Consider the following 20,093-nt stretch of genomic DNA (forward strand, 5'->3'; position numbering starts at 1 on the left):
ATGTAACCTGGCCATCAAACATTTCCTTCTCTCCTTTGTTATTTGTTTGTTATAGCATAGGATGAGTTATACCGTTAAGGCTAGGAAGTTGGTTCGCCTAGCCTTTTTTGATAATTATAAGCAGAATAACGCCAGTGCCCGCTAATTATATTCAGCTAATATTCCATAACCTATATTGTGCTAATTAAAGCATGATTCTCGATGAAAACACTATGCAAGAAAGCTCACCTAAAAACACTAGCAGACAATATTCTTGCATTTAATGAATATAAACATGTCAAGATCTCCAGATTAAGAGCCAACAAGATCCGCACTAAAAAAAACGTACACTATATTCCTTCAGGATTTAATTTATTATTTTAGTATTGGATTGACCTGTATGCTACAGGTGATCAAATAACAAATTATGCGATTATTAGGCATCGTCTTCAAGGTTATAGGTGGATGGCGCTTGATTTATATGATGATGAATAAGTTTACTTTACTCGTTGGGAATGACATCAATAATATCTCACCCGGAATCAGCTGGAGCGATTTATTAACTAATATTAAAGAGAAATACAAGGTCAGTTCATTAGAAAATGGACTCAAACCCTTCCCCATGTTATATGAGGAAATATTCCTTGGCGCAATCAAAAAGCAGCACATTAACGAGAGGGAACTTAAAAGTTATATCTCCGATTGTGTTTCGCAGATCAAGCAAAACGAAATACACCAGTTAATTCGGGAGATACCAATCGAAAACATCATAACCACAAATTATGATTTTAGTTTAGAAGGTCAAACCAGCACACGTAATACTGGTTTAATCCGCGAAACAACATACAGCATCTTTCGCAGGCATGAAAGTGAACATAAAACCTATTGGCATATTCATGGTGACTGTCTAAATCCCTCTTCCATTAATCTCGGTTATGAGCATTATTGTGGTCAATTGCAAAAAATGAGGGATTATGTCGTTAATGGAACAAATTACAGTTCAGAAACTGTCTACAAAGATTCCTTGATGAAAAGGTTGAATCAGAAAAAAGGAACCAAGCTACAATCGTGGATTGATCTATTTTTTACGCAAGATATCCACATCTTTGGTCTCTCTCTAGATCTTGTGGAAATCGATCTTTGGTGGCTATTAACGTATCGTGCACGTAATAAGTATTATAAACGGAGTAGCTTTATTAAAAATCAATTATTTTATTATACAACAAAAAAATGGTATTCGCTTTCCAAGGATAAGATGCAGTTACTTCAGGCACATGATGTCGAGATTATTGTAATTGACGAAGCCGATAAGACTAAATATTATAAAAAAGTATTAGCAGCAGTGAGAAAAAGATACGAGCTTTCCAGTAGAGAATAGCAAACAATAGAAACATAGAATAATATTTTCAGATTGATTTTGAGAAATAAAAAAAATAAATCACTTTTGCTTTTAGTTCCTGCAATTTAAAGGAACTGTAAGGCCATAACATATTAACCGTCGATATTTATTTTTAAGAACTCTCTATGTCGTTTCAAAGAATTGCCTATTTCTTTTTGGGCCTAACATTATTTGTTAGTTGTAAGAGAGATATTCACCCAGGTATTGTACCGCCCGATCCTGAGATCACAGAAAGAGATAAACTACCAGTCCCAGCAGGTTTTACAACTGATATTGCTAGTATAAAAATTAGTGCAATTGCCAATGCAAATGAACCTGGTGAAGAGCGACCATCTTTGGTACGCGATATTTCTGGAAATAACGCGAGTTATTGCCATCCCGATGTGGAGTATTTTCCAAAGGGTTTCAACGGATACAAATATTGGATGGTATTCACGCCTTATTTCGGAATCATAGGCTCAGACAGAACAGCCTCACTTTACGAAAACCCAACTATAGTTGCATCTAACGACGGAAAAGAATGGATTACACCAGCTGGGATGATCAATCCTATTCAGCGGCGCCCACCATTAGAAGAGTCTTTCATCCAAAAAGATGGTAGTCCAAATCAAGGCTATTGGTCTGATGTTGATTGGAATTTCAACGGAAAGGAATTTGAGCTATATTATAGGGGATGCTTTTTCTCCAGCAAAATTCTGAAAAGATGGGGCGCTAAAAGCGACAATAATAATAGGAAATTAAACGAAGAAGCTGAACGTGTTATTGTAAGGCAAACATCGAAAAATGGAATTGACTGGACTCCCCTGGAACTTGTTTATAATAGTAATGAACCCGCAGCCTTTCAAGACAACCACATCCTATCTCCAACCTTTGTAAATAATGCCGCCAATATAACAACAAGCTACGAAGTAGATTTCATGCCGAGTTATAAAACGCCTATTATAACGAATATCCTATCGCGTGTTTCTACAAATGGATTAGACTTTACCACTTATCGGAATAGCAAAAAGATTGAATTTATCAACAAACCTTGGCTGGAGTTTAGTAAGGGATATTCAACTTGGCATTTACAAGGCTCTTATATCGATGGATATTATTTCTTATGTCTGGCAATCGGAAATGTAGATCGATTCACCTCAGATATGAATTACCTAGCATATTCAAAGGATGGCATACACTTTCGGGTCTTTGAAAAACCTTTAGCTTCCGCTAATGTATACCGCTCTTCTGTATTCCCAAAGATAGCTTCCTCAAAAAATATTGAGTTCGGTGCCGTTATTGGCTACAAGTCCGGTGCCTTTGGCTATCGTGAGTTCACGATCGATAAACAGGTATTGGAAAATGGTCTTAAATAAAGTCCATTAGATAGCGCCATAGAAAGCAGCGAAAGATATCAAAGCACCTTTTAGCTTTTCCTGCTTCATTTGGATTGCAATCTTTATTTTTACTATTTTACTTTAACGCACTAAAAATGGCAATAAAAGATATTGAAATTATAAAAACCGAGATACTATCAGATAATTGGTACACGCTAAAGAAAGTAACCTATCAATACAGCAAACCCGACGGTACAATACAGCAACAAAGTAGGGAAGCTTATGACCGTGGTAATGGCGCGGTTATTCTGCTTTATAACATCAGTTCCCAGACCGTTATATTGACCAGACAATTTCGAATCCCGACTTACATCAATGGCAACGAATCGGGTATGCTGATAGAAGCATGCGCAGGATTACTTGACCGAGATTCACCGCAAGATTGCATCCGTAGAGAAACAGAAGAAGAAACGGGCTACCAGGTCAAGGAAGCACAAAAGATATTTGAAGCCTACATGTCCCCCGGGTCAGTAACCGAGATATTGCATTTTTTTATAGCAGAATATACAACCAATATGAAAGTTAGCGATGGAGGTGGACTTGAAGAAGAAGAAGAGCATATAGAGATCCTTGAAATTAAAATTCAGGATGCTTTACACATGATTGATACAGGTGAAATCAAAGATGGAAAAACTATTATGTTGCTGCAATATATTAAACTGAAAAATATCTTGTAGGCATACAGCATGTTTATAGCCCTTTCAAGCAAAATAGCCAATTTCAGCAAAAATAAACTTGGAGCACTCGAAATCTGTGGTAGTTGCCATATAGTAAGGACTTCCATTTTCAAGTACTCTTTAAAGTAAGATAAGCAAGAACAGAACGAAATTATATCTCGTCCAGTCCTTGCTTATTCCATATGAAAAACTCCTAGCGTTTACCCGAATTATTAACGATTTTATCAGCTAAAGACTTGAGTTGGACCATATCATCATACTCAAGGTTTAACGTTTGAAAAATCTGCATAGGAATACAACTCGCTTTTTCTTTCAGCATCAATCCTTGCTTCGTCAGTTTGATTTTTACCACTCGCTCATCAGATTTGCTTCGTGTTCGGGTGAGCAAGGCTTTGGCCTCGAGACGTTTCAATAGCGGTGTAAGTGTTCCATTATCTAAAAATAGCTTACTTCCTAATTGATTTACCGTCTGCTCACCATTTTCCCATAATGCCATCATGGTGATATATTGTGGGTAGGTCAAGTCAATCTCTTCAAGAATAGCTCTATATTGCTGCATAATTTCCCTATGCAACACGTAAACTGAAAAGCAAAGCTGTTTATCTAATTTTAATAAGTCGTCCATCCTACAAAGATATCGAGTTTTCAAGTGATTGAGCAAGCAGCGCCCATCTATTTATATTCAACGACAAAATCCTCTTTGGATACTCTAACTTTTTTCATCGTTGAGATCCAATCGCGGGAAGAGTCTGCTACCCCAATATACATTAATGATACACTCTTTAAACCGAGCTTTTCCAGTCCCAATACTTCATCCACGATGCGATTATCAAAACCTTCCGCTGGCGTAGAATCGACGCGAAGTTCGGCCGCTTGGGCTAGCGCTAAGCCTAAAGCGATATAAGTCTGTCTTGCTGTATGCGCAAAATTTCTTTCGGCAGCTTCATTTAGATAAATCGACTTTAGCTTATCGGTGTACGAACCAAAGCGTCCTCGAGGTAGATCGCGTTCGTCTGTTGTATAATCATACACCTGATCGATACGCTCAGCGGTATAACGATCCCATGCAGCGAAAATCAGCACATGCGAACATTCACGCATACACTCTGGATTTAGTGCTCCCTTAGCCAACTCCTCTTTTAATGTTTGGTTCTCAACGACAAGCACTTTAAATGGCTGTAGACCTGAAGACGTAGGGGCCAAACGAGCAGCTTCCACAATCTTGTCTATATCTTCCTGACTAACCTTTTGTTCCGGGTCATACGCTTTTACAGCATGACGCCATTTTAAATCTTCTATTAATGACATATAATTATATATTTATTTGGAGAGAATAACAGCTAATAAAGCCAACAATGCTGGCACTCCCTGTACAATGAATATCTTTTTGCTCGATGTAATTCCACCAAAAATTCCTGCCACAAGAACACATCCTAGAAAAAACAGTCGTACATTTTCACTCCATACTGGATCAGTGATAAAGAACGACCAGGCCAAGCCTGCAACTAAAAAACCATTATACAAGCCTTGATTTGCAGCAAGCCCCTTAGTAGGTTTGAAGAGCTCAGCAGGAAGAGCTTTTCCGAAGCTGCGTTTTCCAGCTGTTTCCCAAGCAAACATTTCCATCCATACAATGTATACATGTTCTAAAAGTACAAGTGCTGTAAGCACATTGGCCAAATTATTCATCTATTATTCGTTAGTTGATACTGTCAATTTAACTTCTATATTACCTCTTGTGGCATTTGAATAAGGACAAACTTGATGTGCCTTTTCAATCAATTCTCGTGCAACTTCAACGCTTACACCAGGAATATTTGCATGTAGTTCAGCGGCGAGACCGAAACCACCATTTTCCAATTGTCCTATACTGACATGAGCAGTTACAGATGTCTCACCTGTTTTAACCTTTTCTGATCTAATCACCAAATTCAAAGCACTATCAAAGCATGCCGCATACCCCGCTGCGAAAAGCATTTCCGGATTAGCATAATCGTCATTGGCGCCGCCAAGACCTCTAGGCATACGAACAGCTAAGTCCAATACGCCATTTTCACTTTTTACTTGCCCGTTTCGTCCGCCTTTTGCTGTCGCACCGATATTATATAACGTTTTCATATTTTAATTTGTTTTAATTTGACCATACAAATGTACATCAAGAAATTATATTGTGCAAAATATAATATGGTAATTTACATTGAAATGAGAATTATTGTCAATGGAACTACCGCCTGAAGTTAGAAAACAATTTCAGTTAATAAACGGTATAATTTACATCGTAGAAGGAACCAGTTGCATCTTTCCTTTCTATCCAGAATACAAGATAGCGATGGACACGCATTGACGTATCCGGTGGAATGAATATTTCATATAGCGGAATGAATATTCAATAGCTAGGTTTCGCAACAAAACTGAATCTATTTTGCATAAAGACAGTAATTTCGCTAAGTTTGAAATCCATGATAGCAACATATTTCCGCTCTATTGGTCTCTTTGAGGAAGAAGAGATCAATCAAATTGTCGATCTTTTCGAATACAAAAAGTTGAATAAAAATGACTTTTTCATCAAAGAAAATCAGCGCTGTCATGAGGTTGCATTAATACAGTCAGGGATTTTCCGCTCCTTTTATAGTAGCGTCAATAAAGAGGATATTACGTATTGTTTCCGCTTTCCGAATACTTGGATAGCGGCCTACTCCTCTTTCATTACGGGCGGACCAAGTGTAGAGAACATGCAGGCGATTACACCTGTTGAACTATGGGTGATCAGAAAAAATATCATTAACAAGCTTGCCTCCAATAATCTGAAATGGATGACGTACCTTAAAATGATTGCTGAAGAGCAATATCTCGAGCTCGAAAAACGTGTCTTTCAATTACAAAAAGAGACCGCGTCACAACGTTATGCTAATTTAATCAAAGATCATCCAGCGTTTATTCAACAGCTTCCTTTACACTATCTTGCGTCTTACTTAGGTATCACACAACGTCATTTAAGTCGCATTCGCAATCAGATCTCTTTTTAGACATTTGTCCTATAACAACAGTATTCGTATGACTATTTTTGTGCTATAATACAAGGTCATGGACAAAAAAATACTTATTATCAATGGACACCCAAATCGGGAGTCTTTCAATTTTGCCATTGCAAATACTTATCAAAAAAGTGCAGAAGCGTCCGGAGCTGTTGTACGAACGATCCATATCATCGACCTAGACTTCAATCCAAATCTTCAATTTGGTTATCGCAAACGGACTGAACTTGAACAAGACCTACAGCTTGCCTGGGAAGACATCCTATGGGCCGATCACCTGGTGTGGGTACATCCCGTTTGGTGGGGTGGCCTCCCCGCCTTGATGAAAGGCTTTATTGATCGACTCTTTTTACCTGGAATGGCATTTCAATACCGTGAAAACTCGCTTTTTTGGGACAAATTATTAAAAGGTAAGTCCGCTCGAATCATTACGACACTTGATCAGCCGAGTTGGTATTACACGCTGATATACGGTAGTCCCAGCGTTAATCAACTAAAAAAATCAACATTGCAATTTTGTGGAATATCACCCGTAAAAGTCACCTACATAGGCATTATCAAAACTTCGGATTCAATTCAGCGGGACAAATGGCTACATAAAGTACAGCAGCTCGGTTACAGACAGGCATAAGCTCAATCCGATGAATTTGCCGAATCTTTAAAAGAGAGGGTGGTGATTAATTTTTATCCAACCGCAAGTTCGGATCCATTTCAGCTTACCAGCGGTACTGCATTCTAGCTGTAAATACATCATCTTTAAGATCTGCTGAAAAGTTTGGCAAACTTGTCGCTTCATTGGTGACATGTTCATTATAGACCGTAAACTTGAGTCTATTGCTAAACTGATAAGCGAGTCCATAGCCAAGTGTACTAAACTTGACATCACCATCAGCCGTAAAATTACCGGCCATGCCAATCGTTGAACCACTTGCTTTGGTATTTGGGTCATATACATCGTATGCAACCATTGCAGTAAATCCTGTACGCCCGATTTCCTGTGTTAACCAAAGGTAGTAACCGTTGAATTTGCGTTGATAAAGGTCTGTTGTCGGTTGTGCTGTAAAACTTCTACTCGCATAAGGACCTTTGATATCTACACCACCTGCAACACCAGGCTGATCACCAGCAACATATTCTGTTTTAAAGCTAGACTTACCGAAGCTGTTATCAAGCTCGAGTTGTAAGTTTGCCCCATAATAATTTCTACCGATGGCTTTGCCCTCATTTTCATCGCTGGTATGCGCACTGTATCCGTTATTGTTGGCCGTATAGTAAGTTTTGGTATCGTTACGGACAGAACCCTTATAAAACGAACCACCGAATCCAAAATGGATTTTTTTATCCGCAAGACTATCGAATTTAAAAGCTAGATTACCGATCAGATCTTTTTTTGAATCATAATCTTTAGCGGAATGCCCGCTGCCGTTAACCAATGCTAAATCGAGGTTCAGAAATTTAGCTTTACCTCCCGGATGGTAGCTAACCATCCCCCCTAGGTCACGTTCTCGAGGCATCAACGTTTGAAATACCCGTGCCCTTTCAGGGAAATCCCGATATCCTGAAGAATATACGATGGAGTATCCAAATGGTCTATTAAAAAGACCAGCAGTCAAACTCAGGCCTTTCTGGCTAGGGTGTCGTAACTGGATAAATGCATCCATTAGCTGTACTCCATCCTGGGTTGCATCCAACTGGAATACAATACTGGAGTAAGTGTCTACACGGTCGATTTTAAGACGCCCCCTGCGGATCATAAATCTATTGTCCGAATTCTTTGAAAAATCACCTCCCGAATAAGAAGTTATTCCGGGGGACTGCGCCTTTTGAAACTGTGTCTGAAGGTATCCCGTGATTTTGATATCATGTGGGTCGTAGCTAGAAGGCGCATTATTATTTTGCGCAAGCGCTGCAACAGGACTTATCAGAGCTGAGAGTAAAAGTGCTTTTTTCATGAGAATTTTGAATAAATTGTCTTTTTCGCTTGTGATGACACGATACCAATAGAATCATTTTTCCTTCTTCTATCACATCATCTTTTTAATGGCGTAAAAATAGATTCCCAATATTAAGTTAATATTAATAAATTGTTAGTCTATTAATTTATATACATAAAATTAATGATTTGGTAATAAACGACCTATTTATAAAAGCCATGGGATTGAATATTTCCACGTCATACGTATTATCTTCAAAATAAAATGGCCGGTACAAGTTGTATCGGCCATTTTATCGTAAAGATTAGCAGCTAAAATTATTCTAATCCCTTATTGTAATCACTTTCGCGAAGTGGGATAGACCACGTCCATTTGTTTTTATCTTGAGGATTGATGGTAACCGCCAATGATGTCAAGAAATTACCGCCGTTTGCAAATGCATTGCGAACAATAGGATCTCCCCATCGCTTCATATCAAACCAGTCAAATCCTTCACCCCAAAGTTCAATCGCGCGATACAGTTTAATTTCCTTTAGTAATGCAACACCGGTTCTTGTACAGTTGTAATTAGCATCTCTGCCAGATGTAGCATTTAAAGCGTTCAAAGTTGATTGAATCTCGGAAGCTGGTTTATTTTGAAAATACTTTGCTTCAGCCTCTATTAGATACATCTCAGCAGCTCTAAAATGATTTAGATTACCAACTCCCGGTAAGTCTTTGGCTTTAAACTTGAAATTCATATAAGCATACGGAACGGCTGTCGATTGCAAATCTGGGAATGTCTGAAAAGCTCTAGCTTTCATAGCAGCACCAGCAATACCCGTTGCAGTTGTATACGCATCGCTTTTAGGATCAAGAAACAGATCTCTTCTGATATCTGTTTTCGGAATCTCGTTAAACAATTCCCGACTAATACATTTTGGAGTTGTTCTTGCTGCACTAGCGCTAGAGTTATAAGCTATATATGATTGGAACGAATAAAAGAACAAGGTTTCATCTGCGGCACCATAACTGCTCCAAATCCACTCACCATTAGGATCGTAAAATCCACTTTTGTATTCAGCATTAGTCATCAGCTTATAATTTGCACGGGCCAGAACAGCATACTTTTCCGCACTAGCATAATCTTCCTTATTTAGGGCTGCTCTAGCAAAAACAGCATATGCAACATCTTTGTTTACCTGAAAGTTTTTTCCCGATTCGCGATTTAATCCAGCCTTTTCATATAAGCCTATTGCTTCATTCAGATCCTTATAGATTAAATCATAGGTCTGTCCCAACGTTGACAAAGGCATATCACCAGTAGAAACATCCGTTCTTAACACTAGACCTCCCGTTTGACCATTATTAGAGTCGCTCCACCGATTTCCATAGATTTGCGCCAACATCATGAAGCTATATGCCCTAAAAGTTAGCGCTTGGGCTTTGATAAATTGCTTTTCCGAATCTGGACCTTCTGCTGCATCGATATTTAATATGATCTCATTTGCATTTACAATAAGTTTATAATAATAATACCACGGGTAGTATAAATAAATACTAGTAAGGTTTTGATTGTAATTCGCATTAATGATATCAGCCCATCCGCTAAGATTAACAAAAAAATTGTTACCAGGATAATTACCATAGTACATTTTGATTGTTCCCTCACCATTGAATCCCTGACTACTCAGATATTGTTGTGTCATCATCTTCGCCAGACCGTTGACTGCAACTTTAGCACTTTTTGTTGTTGCGAAAACTTCAGAATGTTCAACCGAATCCGTAGGCCGCGTATCTAAATAGTCTTTTTTACAGGAAGAGAGCGATACAATACCTAGTACTAATAACTTTATATAATTAATTTTTTTCATTGTTTAAATTCTTATAATCCAACTTTTACACCAAAAGACACTGTGCGCGGAGTTACCCAAGCATTTGTACTGATACCATTCCATTGCTGCTGCGGATTCATACCCTTACGTTTTGTCATTGTTGCCAAATTTTCTATTCCTGCTACGACGGTAACCGATGATAGATCTATTCTATTGATGAGCTGTTTTGGCAAACGGTAACCCAACGATATATTTTTTACCACGAGGTATGATCCATCGGTCAGAAAACGATCGCTTGTGTAATTATTCATATTACTTTGCGAAAAATTGATTGCAGGAATTCCATTGGGATCCAATCTATTTACGGATGTTGATGTCATACCATCGGGAACACCAGACCAGGAATTCATAATATCGCTATGTAATGCTCCAGGAGTACCTGACATGCTCATTAAACCAGCGTAAGATGAATCATAAACTTTTCCGCCGATCGCGTAAGTAAACAAGGCCGAAAAACTAAAGTTTTTATACTCGAAATTCGTATTGAAGCTACCATTCATTTTTGGAATAACTGATCCGGACCAATCTCTCCGTCCATAGCTAGATGCATTAGTAACATAGTATTTACCATTGATTTCGATAAGCTCAGCTGTAGGTATCTCTGCTTTACCAGGCGCAGATCCGTTAACATTAAAACGCTCAGTATCTGCTAAGTATAGTGAACGGCCAGTCATTTGGTCTACCCCTGCAAATTTAAACATCCAAAAATCATAACGTCCCCCGCCTTCAACCCACTTGAAGTTTCCAGTGATGACACCGTTTTCTCTATTCTCTTCTGGCAAACTTAAAATCTTGTTCGTTAACCAAGTCGCATTTGCTCCAACATTCCATCTCCATCCATCACCTTTCAATACATCAACATCGAAAGTTAATTCGATACCACGATTTGCCATCGAACCAATATTTTTAGTTACTGTTGATACAGCTGTAGTCGTGGAGTTAGGTCCAGCAGATAGCGGTAAATTAAGGTCGAAGATTAGATTTTTCGACTGTTTATTGAAATACTCGACACTTAAGTTGGCACGTTTAAACAATCGTGCCTCTATTGCTGCAGAAAATGAGCTTGATGTCTCCCAAATTAGGTCAGGAGAAGGAATCTGGCTTTTGTAAACGGCTCCCGCATTCGCATTTTGATCGAGCGCATAGAGAGAAAGGTGCGCATATTTTTTGGCGCTTTCATCGTTTCCCACTTCACCATAAGAAGCTCTCACCTTTAGATTATTCACGGTATTTAGAGCATCCTTGAAAAAATCCTCTTTAGACACGATCCAGCTACCTCCTAAAGACCAAAAATTACCCCAGCGGTTTTCAGGACTGAACCTTGAAGACCCATCTCTTCTAAACGATGCTTCCGCAAAATATTTACCATCATAATTATATCGGGCACGTGATAAGTAACTTTCAACACGATAATCCTCTTGATAATCATACAAAGAAGTGATCTTCGTAAAATTAATCATGTCTGTTTTTCCCGCGAAAATCTCGTCCGTTTTATAACCATATAGATAACTCATGTTATCATAGAAATTTTCATGACCTGCCAATACGTCGACGTGATGCGCGCCAAAATCCTTGTTCCATGTTAACAACTGCTGGGCAGTATAATTTTTGTATCGATAGATACGTCTTGCGGCACGCCCCTGCCCAACACCATCACCAATAATAGCATTATTATATGTGCGTCGCTCTGAGTTACGCACATTCAGATCACCATTTATCGTAAACGTAAAATCTTTTAGGAATTTGAATTCCAAAAATGCTCTCCCGTTCATGGTATTTCGAATCGTCTGATCGCTATTCAATTCATTTTCCCAAATTGTATGGCGGCCAACATATTGCAATCTTGTCGACTCCCCGTTATCATACTGTCGGTTTCCTAATAGATCTGGTTTATAGCTACCATCTTCATTATGCAAGTGAATCGGATAGATTGGTGCAATGGATCGTGCGTAATTAAAAGGATTTGCAAAAGAACTGGCGTCGTCTGTAGAACCACTTATTCTATCTGAAATCTGATGCGATCCAGCTAGGTTGAATCCATATTTGAACCAATCTTTGGCTTGCAATTCCGCATTTAGTCTACCAGTAAACCTCTTTAGTCCAGAATTCTTAATGTATCCTTTTTCGTTTAAGTACCCTGTTGAGTAAAACACTTTAGCCTTATCAGTCGCAGTAGTACCATCGATATTGTAGTTTTGGCGATGTCCGACGCGATCCACTTCGCTAAACCAATCCAAATCGTCACGATAACCGCTTTTTATCTGTGCATCAGAAACCAATTTTCCATTTGCATCAAATAGTTTGTCATCATCTTTATCATAAATATTTAACTTCAGATAGTTACTAACGAGTGACTTTGAAGCTTCAGCGTTGGCTAGTTCAACAGTCGGGTAAGTCTTAGCATTAGTTGTCAGCAAATTGTTTCTGTACCCTGTCCACATTGCTTCCATAAACTGCCGATCATTTACACGATCATACTCAGCAATACCTCTCGAATAGAATCCTTGATCTGTCGTAATATTAACTTGTGAACGTCCCGCTTTTCCTTTCTTGGTTGTAATGATAATAACTCCGTTACTTGCCCTACTTCCGTACAATGCGGAAGAAGAAGCATCTTTTAATACAGAAATACTCTCAACATCATTTGGGTTTATATCTGAGATATTACCACCAAAAGGCACACCGTCAACCACATATAATGGATCATTCGATCCATTGAGCGATGAAAATCCACGAATTCGAATACTTGGTTCATCGCCGGGCATTCCAGAAGTATTATTTAACTGAATACCCGCGGCAGATCCCTCTAATGCTGCAAAAGCATTGGTAACAGGTCTCTTCTCAATATCCTTTGCTGAGATAGATGTTACAGATCCTGTTACTGATTCTTTTTTCGCAGTCCCATAAGCAACGACTACCACCTCATCCAATGCTGTATTTTGATTCTCTAGCGCAACATTAAAAAAGGATTGTCCCTCTTTAACAATAATTGTTTTGTCCGCGTGGCCGACAGATCTGAAAACGATTATTTTACCCACAGGCACTGATAATGAATATTTTCCATTTGCATCTGTCTGAGTGGCAATATTTGATCCCTGTACAGCAATTGTGACGCCTACCAACGGTTTGCCGTCAGCTCCGGTTACACGACCGTTGATTTTCTTCTCTTGCGCAAAGGCAACAGAAGACAGGATCATACTCCCCACGAAAAAACTGAGTAGTTTGTGTTTCATATGTTTATGTTTGTTTAAAATAAGTAGTTTATCTAACTAAATACGATAAAAGCACCAAAGGAACTTTTAATATATGTTTTCAAAAGTGATGAGCCCAGCAGGCTAATACAGTTAGTGTGACAAAACTCAACGATAGATGTTAAAATTTTGTTAAAACAAAGATAAACAAGATTTTTAAATTTGCAACATATTGCCTCATTTTTTTAAATAAAAATAAAAAAACAGCGTAAATTTAAAATATTAAAATTTAACTAACGAATTAAAGTAAACACGCTTTTTATAAAGAACGCATTATAAAACTCAAATAAAGTCAAACAATAAGAAGGTTTTCACTAAAATTGGGCATAAAAACGCTTAAATGCAAAAACAACTACTACAATTATCCAAACCGTTAACAAACGAACTAAATGATCTCGTTTTTTACTTTAAAAACAGTGTGCAATCTGTTAGAAGACAAACGTGATACACAAACTTATTTATTTAATAAAATAAATAATTACCATTCAGAGAAAAATGGAACTTTATTAAAAATCACTATCATGTGTAGCGATCATACGAACGTTATCGTATAAGATGGTAACTAAATCACAATATTAAACTTTAAAATTATGAAGATAAGTAAACTATTTGCATTAGTTATTCTTTGTGCATCCTGCAAAAAAGATAATGAATCCTATCAAGACCTATATAGTAAAGCGCACAAAAAACTTACAGAAATAGAAGATTTGATTAAAAAATCTTCCTGTAACGACCTTAGTAATTGGCAAGTAGATACTCTTATGGATGGAATTGGCAGCGGACACAAGTATTTTCCGGTAAATAACACGATTACAAGTGACTATGAGAAATTAAAAGCCACTTATCTTGAATTATTAAATTCTGCAAGAAAAACAGATCCACGTCCCATATTAAATGATATTTTTACACCTGAAACTCATTTTGAAATCGGCTGTATTGATGGACATCCCAAAGTACTTTTAGTTTCGGATTTTACAGTTGAGCAAGTTCGAAGTCGCTTGAGTTCCAATATAGAAGAGTTAGAAACGTTCTATTCTAATAAGACGTGTAATGGATCAAATAATTGGTATGCAAAGCCAATAGTAAAAGACTGTCAAATAAAATACGTACTACACTATACTGGGATCGATTCAGGAGATAACTTTGCCTTTTCTGTTAAATACAATCAGTATAAAGCATTGTCGTCCAGATTAGCCCAGTTGGACTCCAATTATGCAACATGTAAAAATTCGTTCGCTCCTCAAAAACATGTTACATGCGAAAACCATATTCCTGTGATTAAAGATTAGTCCAGTTCTTTACTTGACTCTGAAAGGCCTATCCTCGTAATTTAATTGGCACCAAAACAACAGATATACTGAGACCAAAAAGGGGAGTCCATATATATGGATTCCCCTTTATTTAAATTAAGTAAGGAAATTGGACTAATTTACATCCCAGAATACACCATTTTTTTGCGGATCAATAGTTCCTTGAGCACTAACATTCGCACTATTAAAACTATATTCATTTTGTGGATAAGCCAGGCGCAAAGGAATCTTTTTGTTACCGACGGTTTGGTTCACTGAAAGTGGAACGTCTTTTGGATATCCAAGTCTTCTATAATCCACCCAAGCTTCAAAATTATTTATTCCAGGTAGAGCTAAATATTTTTGATTAATAATAAGCTCCAATTTATTTGAAGCAGCCGTCCAAGAAGCAGAATTATTTAATAAGCTTGTTGATTCATTAGCGGCATTGGCAACATTTAAGTATGTGAATGATTCTTTTACTGCATTTTCATAAGCCACCCTAGCATCTCCTGTTATCCATCCTCGCTGTATAGCTTCCGCCTGCAAGAATAAGCTCTCAACTGATGTAAGTAACCATAATGGCTGAGTACCATCCTTTAAAATACCTGTTCCTATAACACGCGATTCTTGCGCGGAATTCGTACCAGCGACAGTTGGTGCTCCTAAAGGCTTTCCTGCTGCCCATGGTTCGTTTGGATTTATTGGATTTATCGCTTTTAAAAATAGATATTGATAACGAATATCATTATTGCTTTTATATCTATTTAGTAAATATGGACTTGGTCTATTAAATCCATCAGTTTCAGCGCCAGTTTCGTCAGCGACATATTTTGAATATACAGGATTGACTTTATATCTATCATTTGAAAACGCTATTGTTAATTTAGCTGTTTTTCCCGTTTCTATAAATCCAGAACCATCCGCGATTATCTTAGCAATTTCGTCTTTCGGATCTTTTTTAAATTCAGATTGATGGATTAGCAATTTTAAAGATTGTGTATTAGCTAACTTTCGCCAATTAGTTAAATTGCCACCGAACAATACGTCCGCCTTTTTGGCTTCATCGGATACTGCTAAATTTGTAGATTTGAAAATAAGTCGTGCTGAATCTAATTGGATTAATAAATCTTTATAAATATCTTCTCCTTTATCATATTTTGGAGCGATAGATTCGTCTCCTTTTAATGCGTCGGAGTATGGCACGTTATTATATATATCAACTAAGTACATAAAGCCGATTGCTTTCATAACCTTTGCTGTTGCTACATAAAAATCTTCATTTTGGGCTCTGCCTTTTTTCTCCAAAAAATTAGCATCTGTTAAAACATCATACCAAGTATTCATGGAGGTAGACGTGTTCGCCCAGTGCGTTATCTCAAAATTTGGCGTGATATCATAATTTTCCAATGGTAAAGACGGTCCGAAGCCACTTCCTCTCCCATAATATCCTGCCCAAGAAGCAGAAAAACTATATTGTGTACCCATTCTCGCAGCTGTCTGTTCTATTACCATTGGTAAAAGGTAACTTGCCTTTACTAATGGTTCTGTTGGTTTGTTCGGATTTGTATTTATATCGAAAAAACTATCTTTACAACCCGTAACAGCTAATGCGGTAGAAAGAATTGCTATTAAAACTTTATTTTTCATTATTAAAATTCTTAATTAGTTAAAACTTAGCATTGACTGTAAATCCGAAATTTCTCACTGGAGGATTGGCATTCGAATTCACGTTACCATATGCATTTTGATAATCTGGCATACTATCAAATTCCGGATCTAAAAATCTATTATCTTTAGATAACCAAAGAGCTAAATTACGCCCAACCAAAGCAACAGATAGTCCCTTTACTACTTTTTGACGAGATGATAACCATTGACTAGGAACATCATATGATAATGAAACTTCCCTAAGTCTCCAGTTATTAGCACTCACTATAAAGTTAGAAGCTGTATTTTTAAATTCACCTGTATAATACGCCTCAATAGGATTATTATTTCCTTCACCAATTTTGGCCGTTGTATTCTCGATATATTTACCGGGATTGCTTGGATCAGCAATTACAGAATTCGGCAATATAAAAGGATTACGGTCATTATAAGCCGTCGCTTCAGAGACTCCCGTCCAAGCCATGTCACTACCCAATCCGAAAAACGAAGCAACATATCCTCCCTTATGCTCAAATAAAGCGGATAGATTGAAATTTTTCCAATTAACTGACGGGTTAAGGCCAATTATCCATTTTGGCAATGTGCGACCAAAATTTACATTCTGACTCGATGTAGATGGTCTACCTGTGGTCGAACTAACGATAATTCGACCTTGGTCGTCTCGAACATAATCATTACCGCGCATTACAAATGCCGGTAGCCCAACGATAGCATAGTTCCCTGCAGCTGTATAGCCACCTATCTGAAGCTGATTTAATTCTTGTTGTTTGTAAATACTAGTTACTTCACTATCATTCCAAAGTGCATTAGCCTTCAGTTTGATTCCACCATTATTGAATTTTATTAAAGGAGACAAATTAATATCAAATTCAACTCCCTTGCTATTAAAAGATGCCGCATTACGATAACTTCTGCCATAACCGGAAGACTCGGAAATGCTAACGTTGACAATTTGATCTGTATTTTTAGAGTAAAAATAAGTAGCTTGAAGAGTTAAGCGATTATTCCATAAACCAGCTTCGAAACCAGCTTCAGATGTATTAATTCTCTCGGGTTTTAAATTAGGATCATATGTAGTATTACCAGCTGTAACGCCAGAAACAGATCCGTAAGGGAATCCAGTATCAGCACGTTGAGAGAATGTAGCGGCCAACAAGTACGGAGTAATGTCTGCATTAGCAGTTTTCGTCCAAGCCCCTCTAATTTTCAAATAATTGAACGCATCAGATTTTAGTTCGGGGATTGCGTCTGTTAAAACGACCGCAGCATTTACGCCAGGATAGAAGTATGAGTTATTGTTCATACTTAATGTTGAGGTTTTATCCCAGCGCCCAGTTACTTCCACATTTGCCCAACTCTTATAATTTAAGCCAGCGCTAGCATAAGTTGAAAAGAGTCTCGATCTAAACCCGTCAGAAGAGCCTGTTAAATTTCCAACACGATTTTCGACATTATATAAGTCGCTAATCACCAGATTTGAAGCTCCCACATCTGTTGCACGATAATCATTTTGTCGAACATAAGTCCCTAATATACCGTTGAATTTAAAATCATCATCAATATTAAGATCAACATTTGCAAAAAAATCAGATGACAAAATTGTTTGATTGTAATTATATTCCTTGACTGATGCAGGTATCAAACTTTTATTTCTTTTGAGACCGAACGCTGTTGGCACAACACCCTGAGTTAAGTTTCTTTCAGCAATATTACGCGAATTTAAAGATGCTCTATAAGTAAAACTTAACCACTCAGTTGGCTTTAACCCCAGCTCTAAATTAGTGAGTAAATCTTGTTTTTTGCCATTTTTACGCCAATTTCCTAACGAAAAATAAGGATTTAAACCGTAATCGGTAAACCAATTATCATAAGTAGAAAAAGGGTCATTTAGATAATCTTTATATCTCAAAAGAGGAATATTTGCAGGGGTATTTATTAATTGGCTAAACAATCCAGAGTTTCCTCCAGTATTCTTTGCCGAATAATAATCTTCCTGACCTTTTTGATTATAAACACTATAATTTTGTTGAGAATAATTAAAGTTCAATCCAGCTCTAAAAATGCCATATTCTTTTTGTGAATTTAGACGTACGCCCGTCCTTCTATTTTTATCGCCTGGTACTATTCCTTTAACCTGAGAATCTTCTAAACTAAGATAAAAATCTTTCGAAACTAAAGAAAGATTGGTTTGATTAGTGACCCCTGTATCGTAGAATTTCTCTCTATCATCAACTGCTGAATAGGATATTTTTTGTCTTGATCCATCTGGAAGTGTTGGCCCCACCTCGACCATAGAACCGTCAAATGCAGGTCCCCAGTTCCAGTTTTCAATAGGATCATATACTCGCTCTCCTCCATCAGTATACCCTTGACCAAACTGCTTCTGCATTTTTGGAAAAAAGGATATATTTTGCCATTGCGTTGAGTGGCTAAGATTTATAGAAGGAGTATCGCTACTTTTCTTAGTAGTAACCATTATTACCCCGTTACGAGCATCTGGACCATAAATGGCAGCTGATGCTGCTCCTTTTAGTACGGATACGTTATCAATATCATTGGGGTTAATTGATGACAGATATTTGATATCCATCTGCACACCATCTAAAACTAAAAGTGGGTCATTTTTCCCTGTCAAAGATCGAATACCACGAAGATTAATTTTTACATCTTCGAATACTCCAGAATTTGTAGTAGTAACATTTAATCCGGATACCTTACCTTGAAGGCCATTGATAGTGTTAACTGCGCTGGCTTGAGTTACTGTTTTAGAGGAAATCTGATCCGCCGAATAACCAAGATCACGTTTCTCACGTTTAACACCTAGAGCAGTAACAATTACTTCTTCTAACTCTCTGTTAGAATCATCTAATGTAACATTAAAAGCAGATTGTCCTTCCTTAACGATCAAAGTTTTATCAGCAAATCCTACGGAACGAAATACGATAACTTTTCCTGTTGGTACAGATAGCGAATAATTACCATTCGCATCTGTTTGCGTGGCGACATTAGATCCTTGAACAGCAATCGTCACTCCAGCCAATGGCTTACCATCTGCTCCAGTTACTCGACCGCTTACTTTTTTCTCTTGCGCAAACGCAACAGAAGTAAGAATCATACTACCCACGAAAAAACTGAGTAATTTGTGTTTCATATGTTTATGTTTATTAAAAATGTTTATTCTTGATAATATACTTTGGTTAGCAATATACTTTCCAATAATTTATATATGTGTTATAGTTAGTAACGTTTTTCCTCGGATTGCTTCCACATGTTAAAAAACGTTAAATACAAAATTATAACTTTTTTTAACATTTGCAATGCAAGCATAATTTATTGATAACAATTAATTCACAAATAGAACTAAATAACTGAATAACAGTTTTTTAATTTTAAAAGTTTAATACACTTAAGTAACATTGTTACATTATTAAAGAAAACTATTTGCATCAAAACTTATCTGTTTATGTAAAATAATATATTAACTTTCCAACTTACTGTGAGATGGCCTTCCCTATTATCTTTAGGGTAAAAACTTCTTGCCCCCTATCCTCTAACTCGCCCCATTGGCGCTCGTACTGCCAAGTTAATCTTTTCCGTAGAGCTTCAGC

At 37.3% G+C, this 20,093-nt stretch carries 15 protein-coding genes; 6 read left to right on the forward strand and 9 right to left on the reverse strand.

Going from position 1 to position 20,093, the window contains the following annotated elements; all coding sequences use genetic code 11:
* Nucleotides 1-406 precede the first annotated feature (406 nt).
* The 3 genes from QE382_RS19495 (at nucleotide 407) to nudK (ending at nucleotide 3,431) form a co-directional block, all read left to right on the forward strand.
* Nucleotides 407-1,357, forward strand: coding sequence for an SIR2 family protein (locus QE382_RS19495; RefSeq protein ID WP_307187383.1), 951 nt, complete (start codon nucleotides 407-409; stop codon nucleotides 1,355-1,357).
* A 146-nt stretch (nucleotides 1,358-1,503) separates the two neighbouring features.
* Nucleotides 1,504-2,733 (forward strand): hypothetical protein, encoded by a 1,230-nt coding sequence (locus tag QE382_RS19500; RefSeq protein ID WP_307187384.1) that lies wholly within the window; start codon nucleotides 1,504-1,506, stop codon nucleotides 2,731-2,733.
* 116 nt (nucleotides 2,734-2,849) lie between these two features.
* A complete protein-coding gene (gene nudK, locus QE382_RS19505; RefSeq protein ID WP_307187385.1) occupies nucleotides 2,850-3,431 on the forward strand; it encodes a GDP-mannose pyrophosphatase NudK in 582 nt (193 codons plus the stop codon).
* A gap of 193 nt (nucleotides 3,432-3,624) precedes the next feature.
* Here nudK and QE382_RS19510 read toward each other — a convergent pair whose 3' ends face one another.
* From QE382_RS19510 to QE382_RS19525, 4 genes are all read right to left on the reverse strand, one after another.
* Nucleotides 3,625-3,990, reverse strand: a complete 366-nt coding sequence (locus tag QE382_RS19510; protein WP_307187386.1) for a MarR family winged helix-turn-helix transcriptional regulator — start codon at nucleotides 3,988-3,990, stop codon at nucleotides 3,625-3,627.
* A gap of 113 nt (nucleotides 3,991-4,103) precedes the next feature.
* On the reverse strand, nucleotides 4,104-4,739 hold the full coding sequence (locus QE382_RS19515; RefSeq protein ID WP_307187387.1) for a nitroreductase family protein: 636 nt from the start codon (nucleotides 4,737-4,739) through the stop codon (nucleotides 4,104-4,106).
* Nucleotides 4,740-4,751: 12 nt separating this feature from the next.
* Entirely contained in the window at nucleotides 4,752-5,120 is a 369-nt protein-coding gene (locus QE382_RS19520; protein ID WP_307187388.1) for a DUF1304 domain-containing protein, read from the reverse strand.
* Nucleotides 5,121-5,123: 3 nt separating this feature from the next.
* Complete coding sequence (locus QE382_RS19525; protein WP_209576543.1) at nucleotides 5,124-5,549, reverse strand: organic hydroperoxide resistance protein; 426 nt, start codon at nucleotides 5,547-5,549, stop codon at nucleotides 5,124-5,126.
* 341 nt (nucleotides 5,550-5,890) lie between these two features.
* Between QE382_RS19525 and QE382_RS19530 the strand changes: the two genes are divergently transcribed.
* Nucleotides 5,891-6,457, forward strand: a complete 567-nt coding sequence (locus tag QE382_RS19530) for a Crp/Fnr family transcriptional regulator (RefSeq protein ID WP_307187389.1) — start codon at nucleotides 5,891-5,893, stop codon at nucleotides 6,455-6,457.
* Between the two features lie 58 nt (nucleotides 6,458-6,515).
* Complete coding sequence (locus QE382_RS19535; protein ID WP_307187390.1) at nucleotides 6,516-7,097, forward strand: NAD(P)H-dependent oxidoreductase; 582 nt, start codon at nucleotides 6,516-6,518, stop codon at nucleotides 7,095-7,097.
* Between the two features lie 85 nt (nucleotides 7,098-7,182).
* On the opposite strand, the gene QE382_RS19540 is transcribed toward QE382_RS19535, so the two are convergent.
* The 3 genes from QE382_RS19540 to QE382_RS19550 form a co-directional block, all read right to left on the reverse strand.
* Complete coding sequence (locus QE382_RS19540; RefSeq protein ID WP_307187391.1) at nucleotides 7,183-8,418, reverse strand: porin; 1,236 nt, start codon at nucleotides 8,416-8,418, stop codon at nucleotides 7,183-7,185.
* Between the two features lie 299 nt (nucleotides 8,419-8,717).
* Nucleotides 8,718-10,253: a RagB/SusD family nutrient uptake outer membrane protein gene (locus QE382_RS19545; protein WP_307187392.1), complete on the reverse strand. Its 1,536-nt coding sequence runs from the start codon at nucleotides 10,251-10,253 to the stop codon at nucleotides 8,718-8,720.
* An 11-nt stretch (nucleotides 10,254-10,264) separates the two neighbouring features.
* A complete protein-coding gene (locus tag QE382_RS19550; RefSeq protein ID WP_307187393.1) occupies nucleotides 10,265-13,507 on the reverse strand; it encodes a SusC/RagA family TonB-linked outer membrane protein in 3,243 nt (1,080 codons plus the stop codon).
* 608 nt (nucleotides 13,508-14,115) lie between these two features.
* Here QE382_RS19550 and QE382_RS19555 point away from each other — a divergent pair.
* The gene (locus QE382_RS19555) at nucleotides 14,116-14,814 is read left to right on the forward strand and encodes a hypothetical protein (RefSeq protein ID WP_307187394.1); all 699 of its coding nucleotides are present in this window, start codon (nucleotides 14,116-14,118) and stop codon (nucleotides 14,812-14,814) included.
* Between the two features lie 135 nt (nucleotides 14,815-14,949).
* On the opposite strand, the gene QE382_RS19560 is transcribed toward QE382_RS19555, so the two are convergent.
* Complete coding sequence (locus QE382_RS19560) at nucleotides 14,950-16,464, reverse strand: SusD/RagB family nutrient-binding outer membrane lipoprotein (protein ID WP_307187395.1); 1,515 nt, start codon at nucleotides 16,462-16,464, stop codon at nucleotides 14,950-14,952.
* A 19-nt stretch (nucleotides 16,465-16,483) separates the two neighbouring features.
* Nucleotides 16,484-19,636: a SusC/RagA family TonB-linked outer membrane protein gene (locus QE382_RS19565; protein ID WP_307187397.1), complete on the reverse strand. Its 3,153-nt coding sequence runs from the start codon at nucleotides 19,634-19,636 to the stop codon at nucleotides 16,484-16,486.
* Between the last annotated feature and the right edge of the window lie 457 nt (nucleotides 19,637-20,093).

Source organism: Sphingobacterium zeae, assembly GCF_030818895.1.
Taxonomy (GTDB): Bacteria; Bacteroidota; Bacteroidia; order Sphingobacteriales; family Sphingobacteriaceae; genus Sphingobacterium; species Sphingobacterium zeae.

What these genes read in the sequence shown, in the direction of transcription:
- QE382_RS19560 (WP_307187395.1), bottom strand. Translation starts at nt 16,464, where the DNA reads ATGAAAAATAAAGTTTTAATAGCAATTCTTTCTACCGCATTAGCTGTT.
- QE382_RS19535 (WP_307187390.1), top strand. Translation starts at nt 6,516, where the DNA reads ATGGACAAAAAAATACTTATTATCAATGGACACCCAAATCGGGAGTCT.
- QE382_RS19530 (WP_307187389.1), top strand. Translation starts at nt 5,891, where the DNA reads ATGATAGCAACATATTTCCGCTCTATTGGTCTCTTTGAGGAAGAAGAG.
- QE382_RS19545 (WP_307187392.1), bottom strand. Translation starts at nt 10,253, where the DNA reads ATGAAAAAAATTAATTATATAAAGTTATTAGTACTAGGTATTGTATCG.
- QE382_RS19495 (WP_307187383.1), top strand. Translation starts at nt 407, where the DNA reads ATGCGATTATTAGGCATCGTCTTCAAGGTTATAGGTGGATGGCGCTTG.
- QE382_RS19525 (WP_209576543.1), bottom strand. Translation starts at nt 5,549, where the DNA reads ATGAAAACGTTATATAATATCGGTGCGACAGCAAAAGGCGGACGAAAC.
- QE382_RS19500 (WP_307187384.1), top strand. Translation starts at nt 1,504, where the DNA reads ATGTCGTTTCAAAGAATTGCCTATTTCTTTTTGGGCCTAACATTATTT.
- QE382_RS19520 (WP_307187388.1), bottom strand. Translation starts at nt 5,120, where the DNA reads ATGAATAATTTGGCCAATGTGCTTACAGCACTTGTACTTTTAGAACAT.
- QE382_RS19550 (WP_307187393.1), bottom strand. Translation starts at nt 13,507, where the DNA reads ATGAAACACAAACTACTCAGTTTTTTCGTGGGGAGTATGATCCTGTCT.
- nudK (WP_307187385.1), top strand. Translation starts at nt 2,850, where the DNA reads ATGGCAATAAAAGATATTGAAATTATAAAAACCGAGATACTATCAGAT.
- QE382_RS19510 (WP_307187386.1), bottom strand. Translation starts at nt 3,990, where the DNA reads ATGCAGCAATATAGAGCTATTCTTGAAGAGATTGACTTGACCTACCCA.
- QE382_RS19515 (WP_307187387.1), bottom strand. Translation starts at nt 4,739, where the DNA reads ATGTCATTAATAGAAGATTTAAAATGGCGTCATGCTGTAAAAGCGTAT.
- QE382_RS19540 (WP_307187391.1), bottom strand. Translation starts at nt 8,418, where the DNA reads ATGAAAAAAGCACTTTTACTCTCAGCTCTGATAAGTCCTGTTGCAGCG.
- QE382_RS19565 (WP_307187397.1), bottom strand. Translation starts at nt 19,636, where the DNA reads ATGAAACACAAATTACTCAGTTTTTTCGTGGGTAGTATGATTCTTACT.
- QE382_RS19555 (WP_307187394.1), top strand. Translation starts at nt 14,116, where the DNA reads ATGAAGATAAGTAAACTATTTGCATTAGTTATTCTTTGTGCATCCTGC.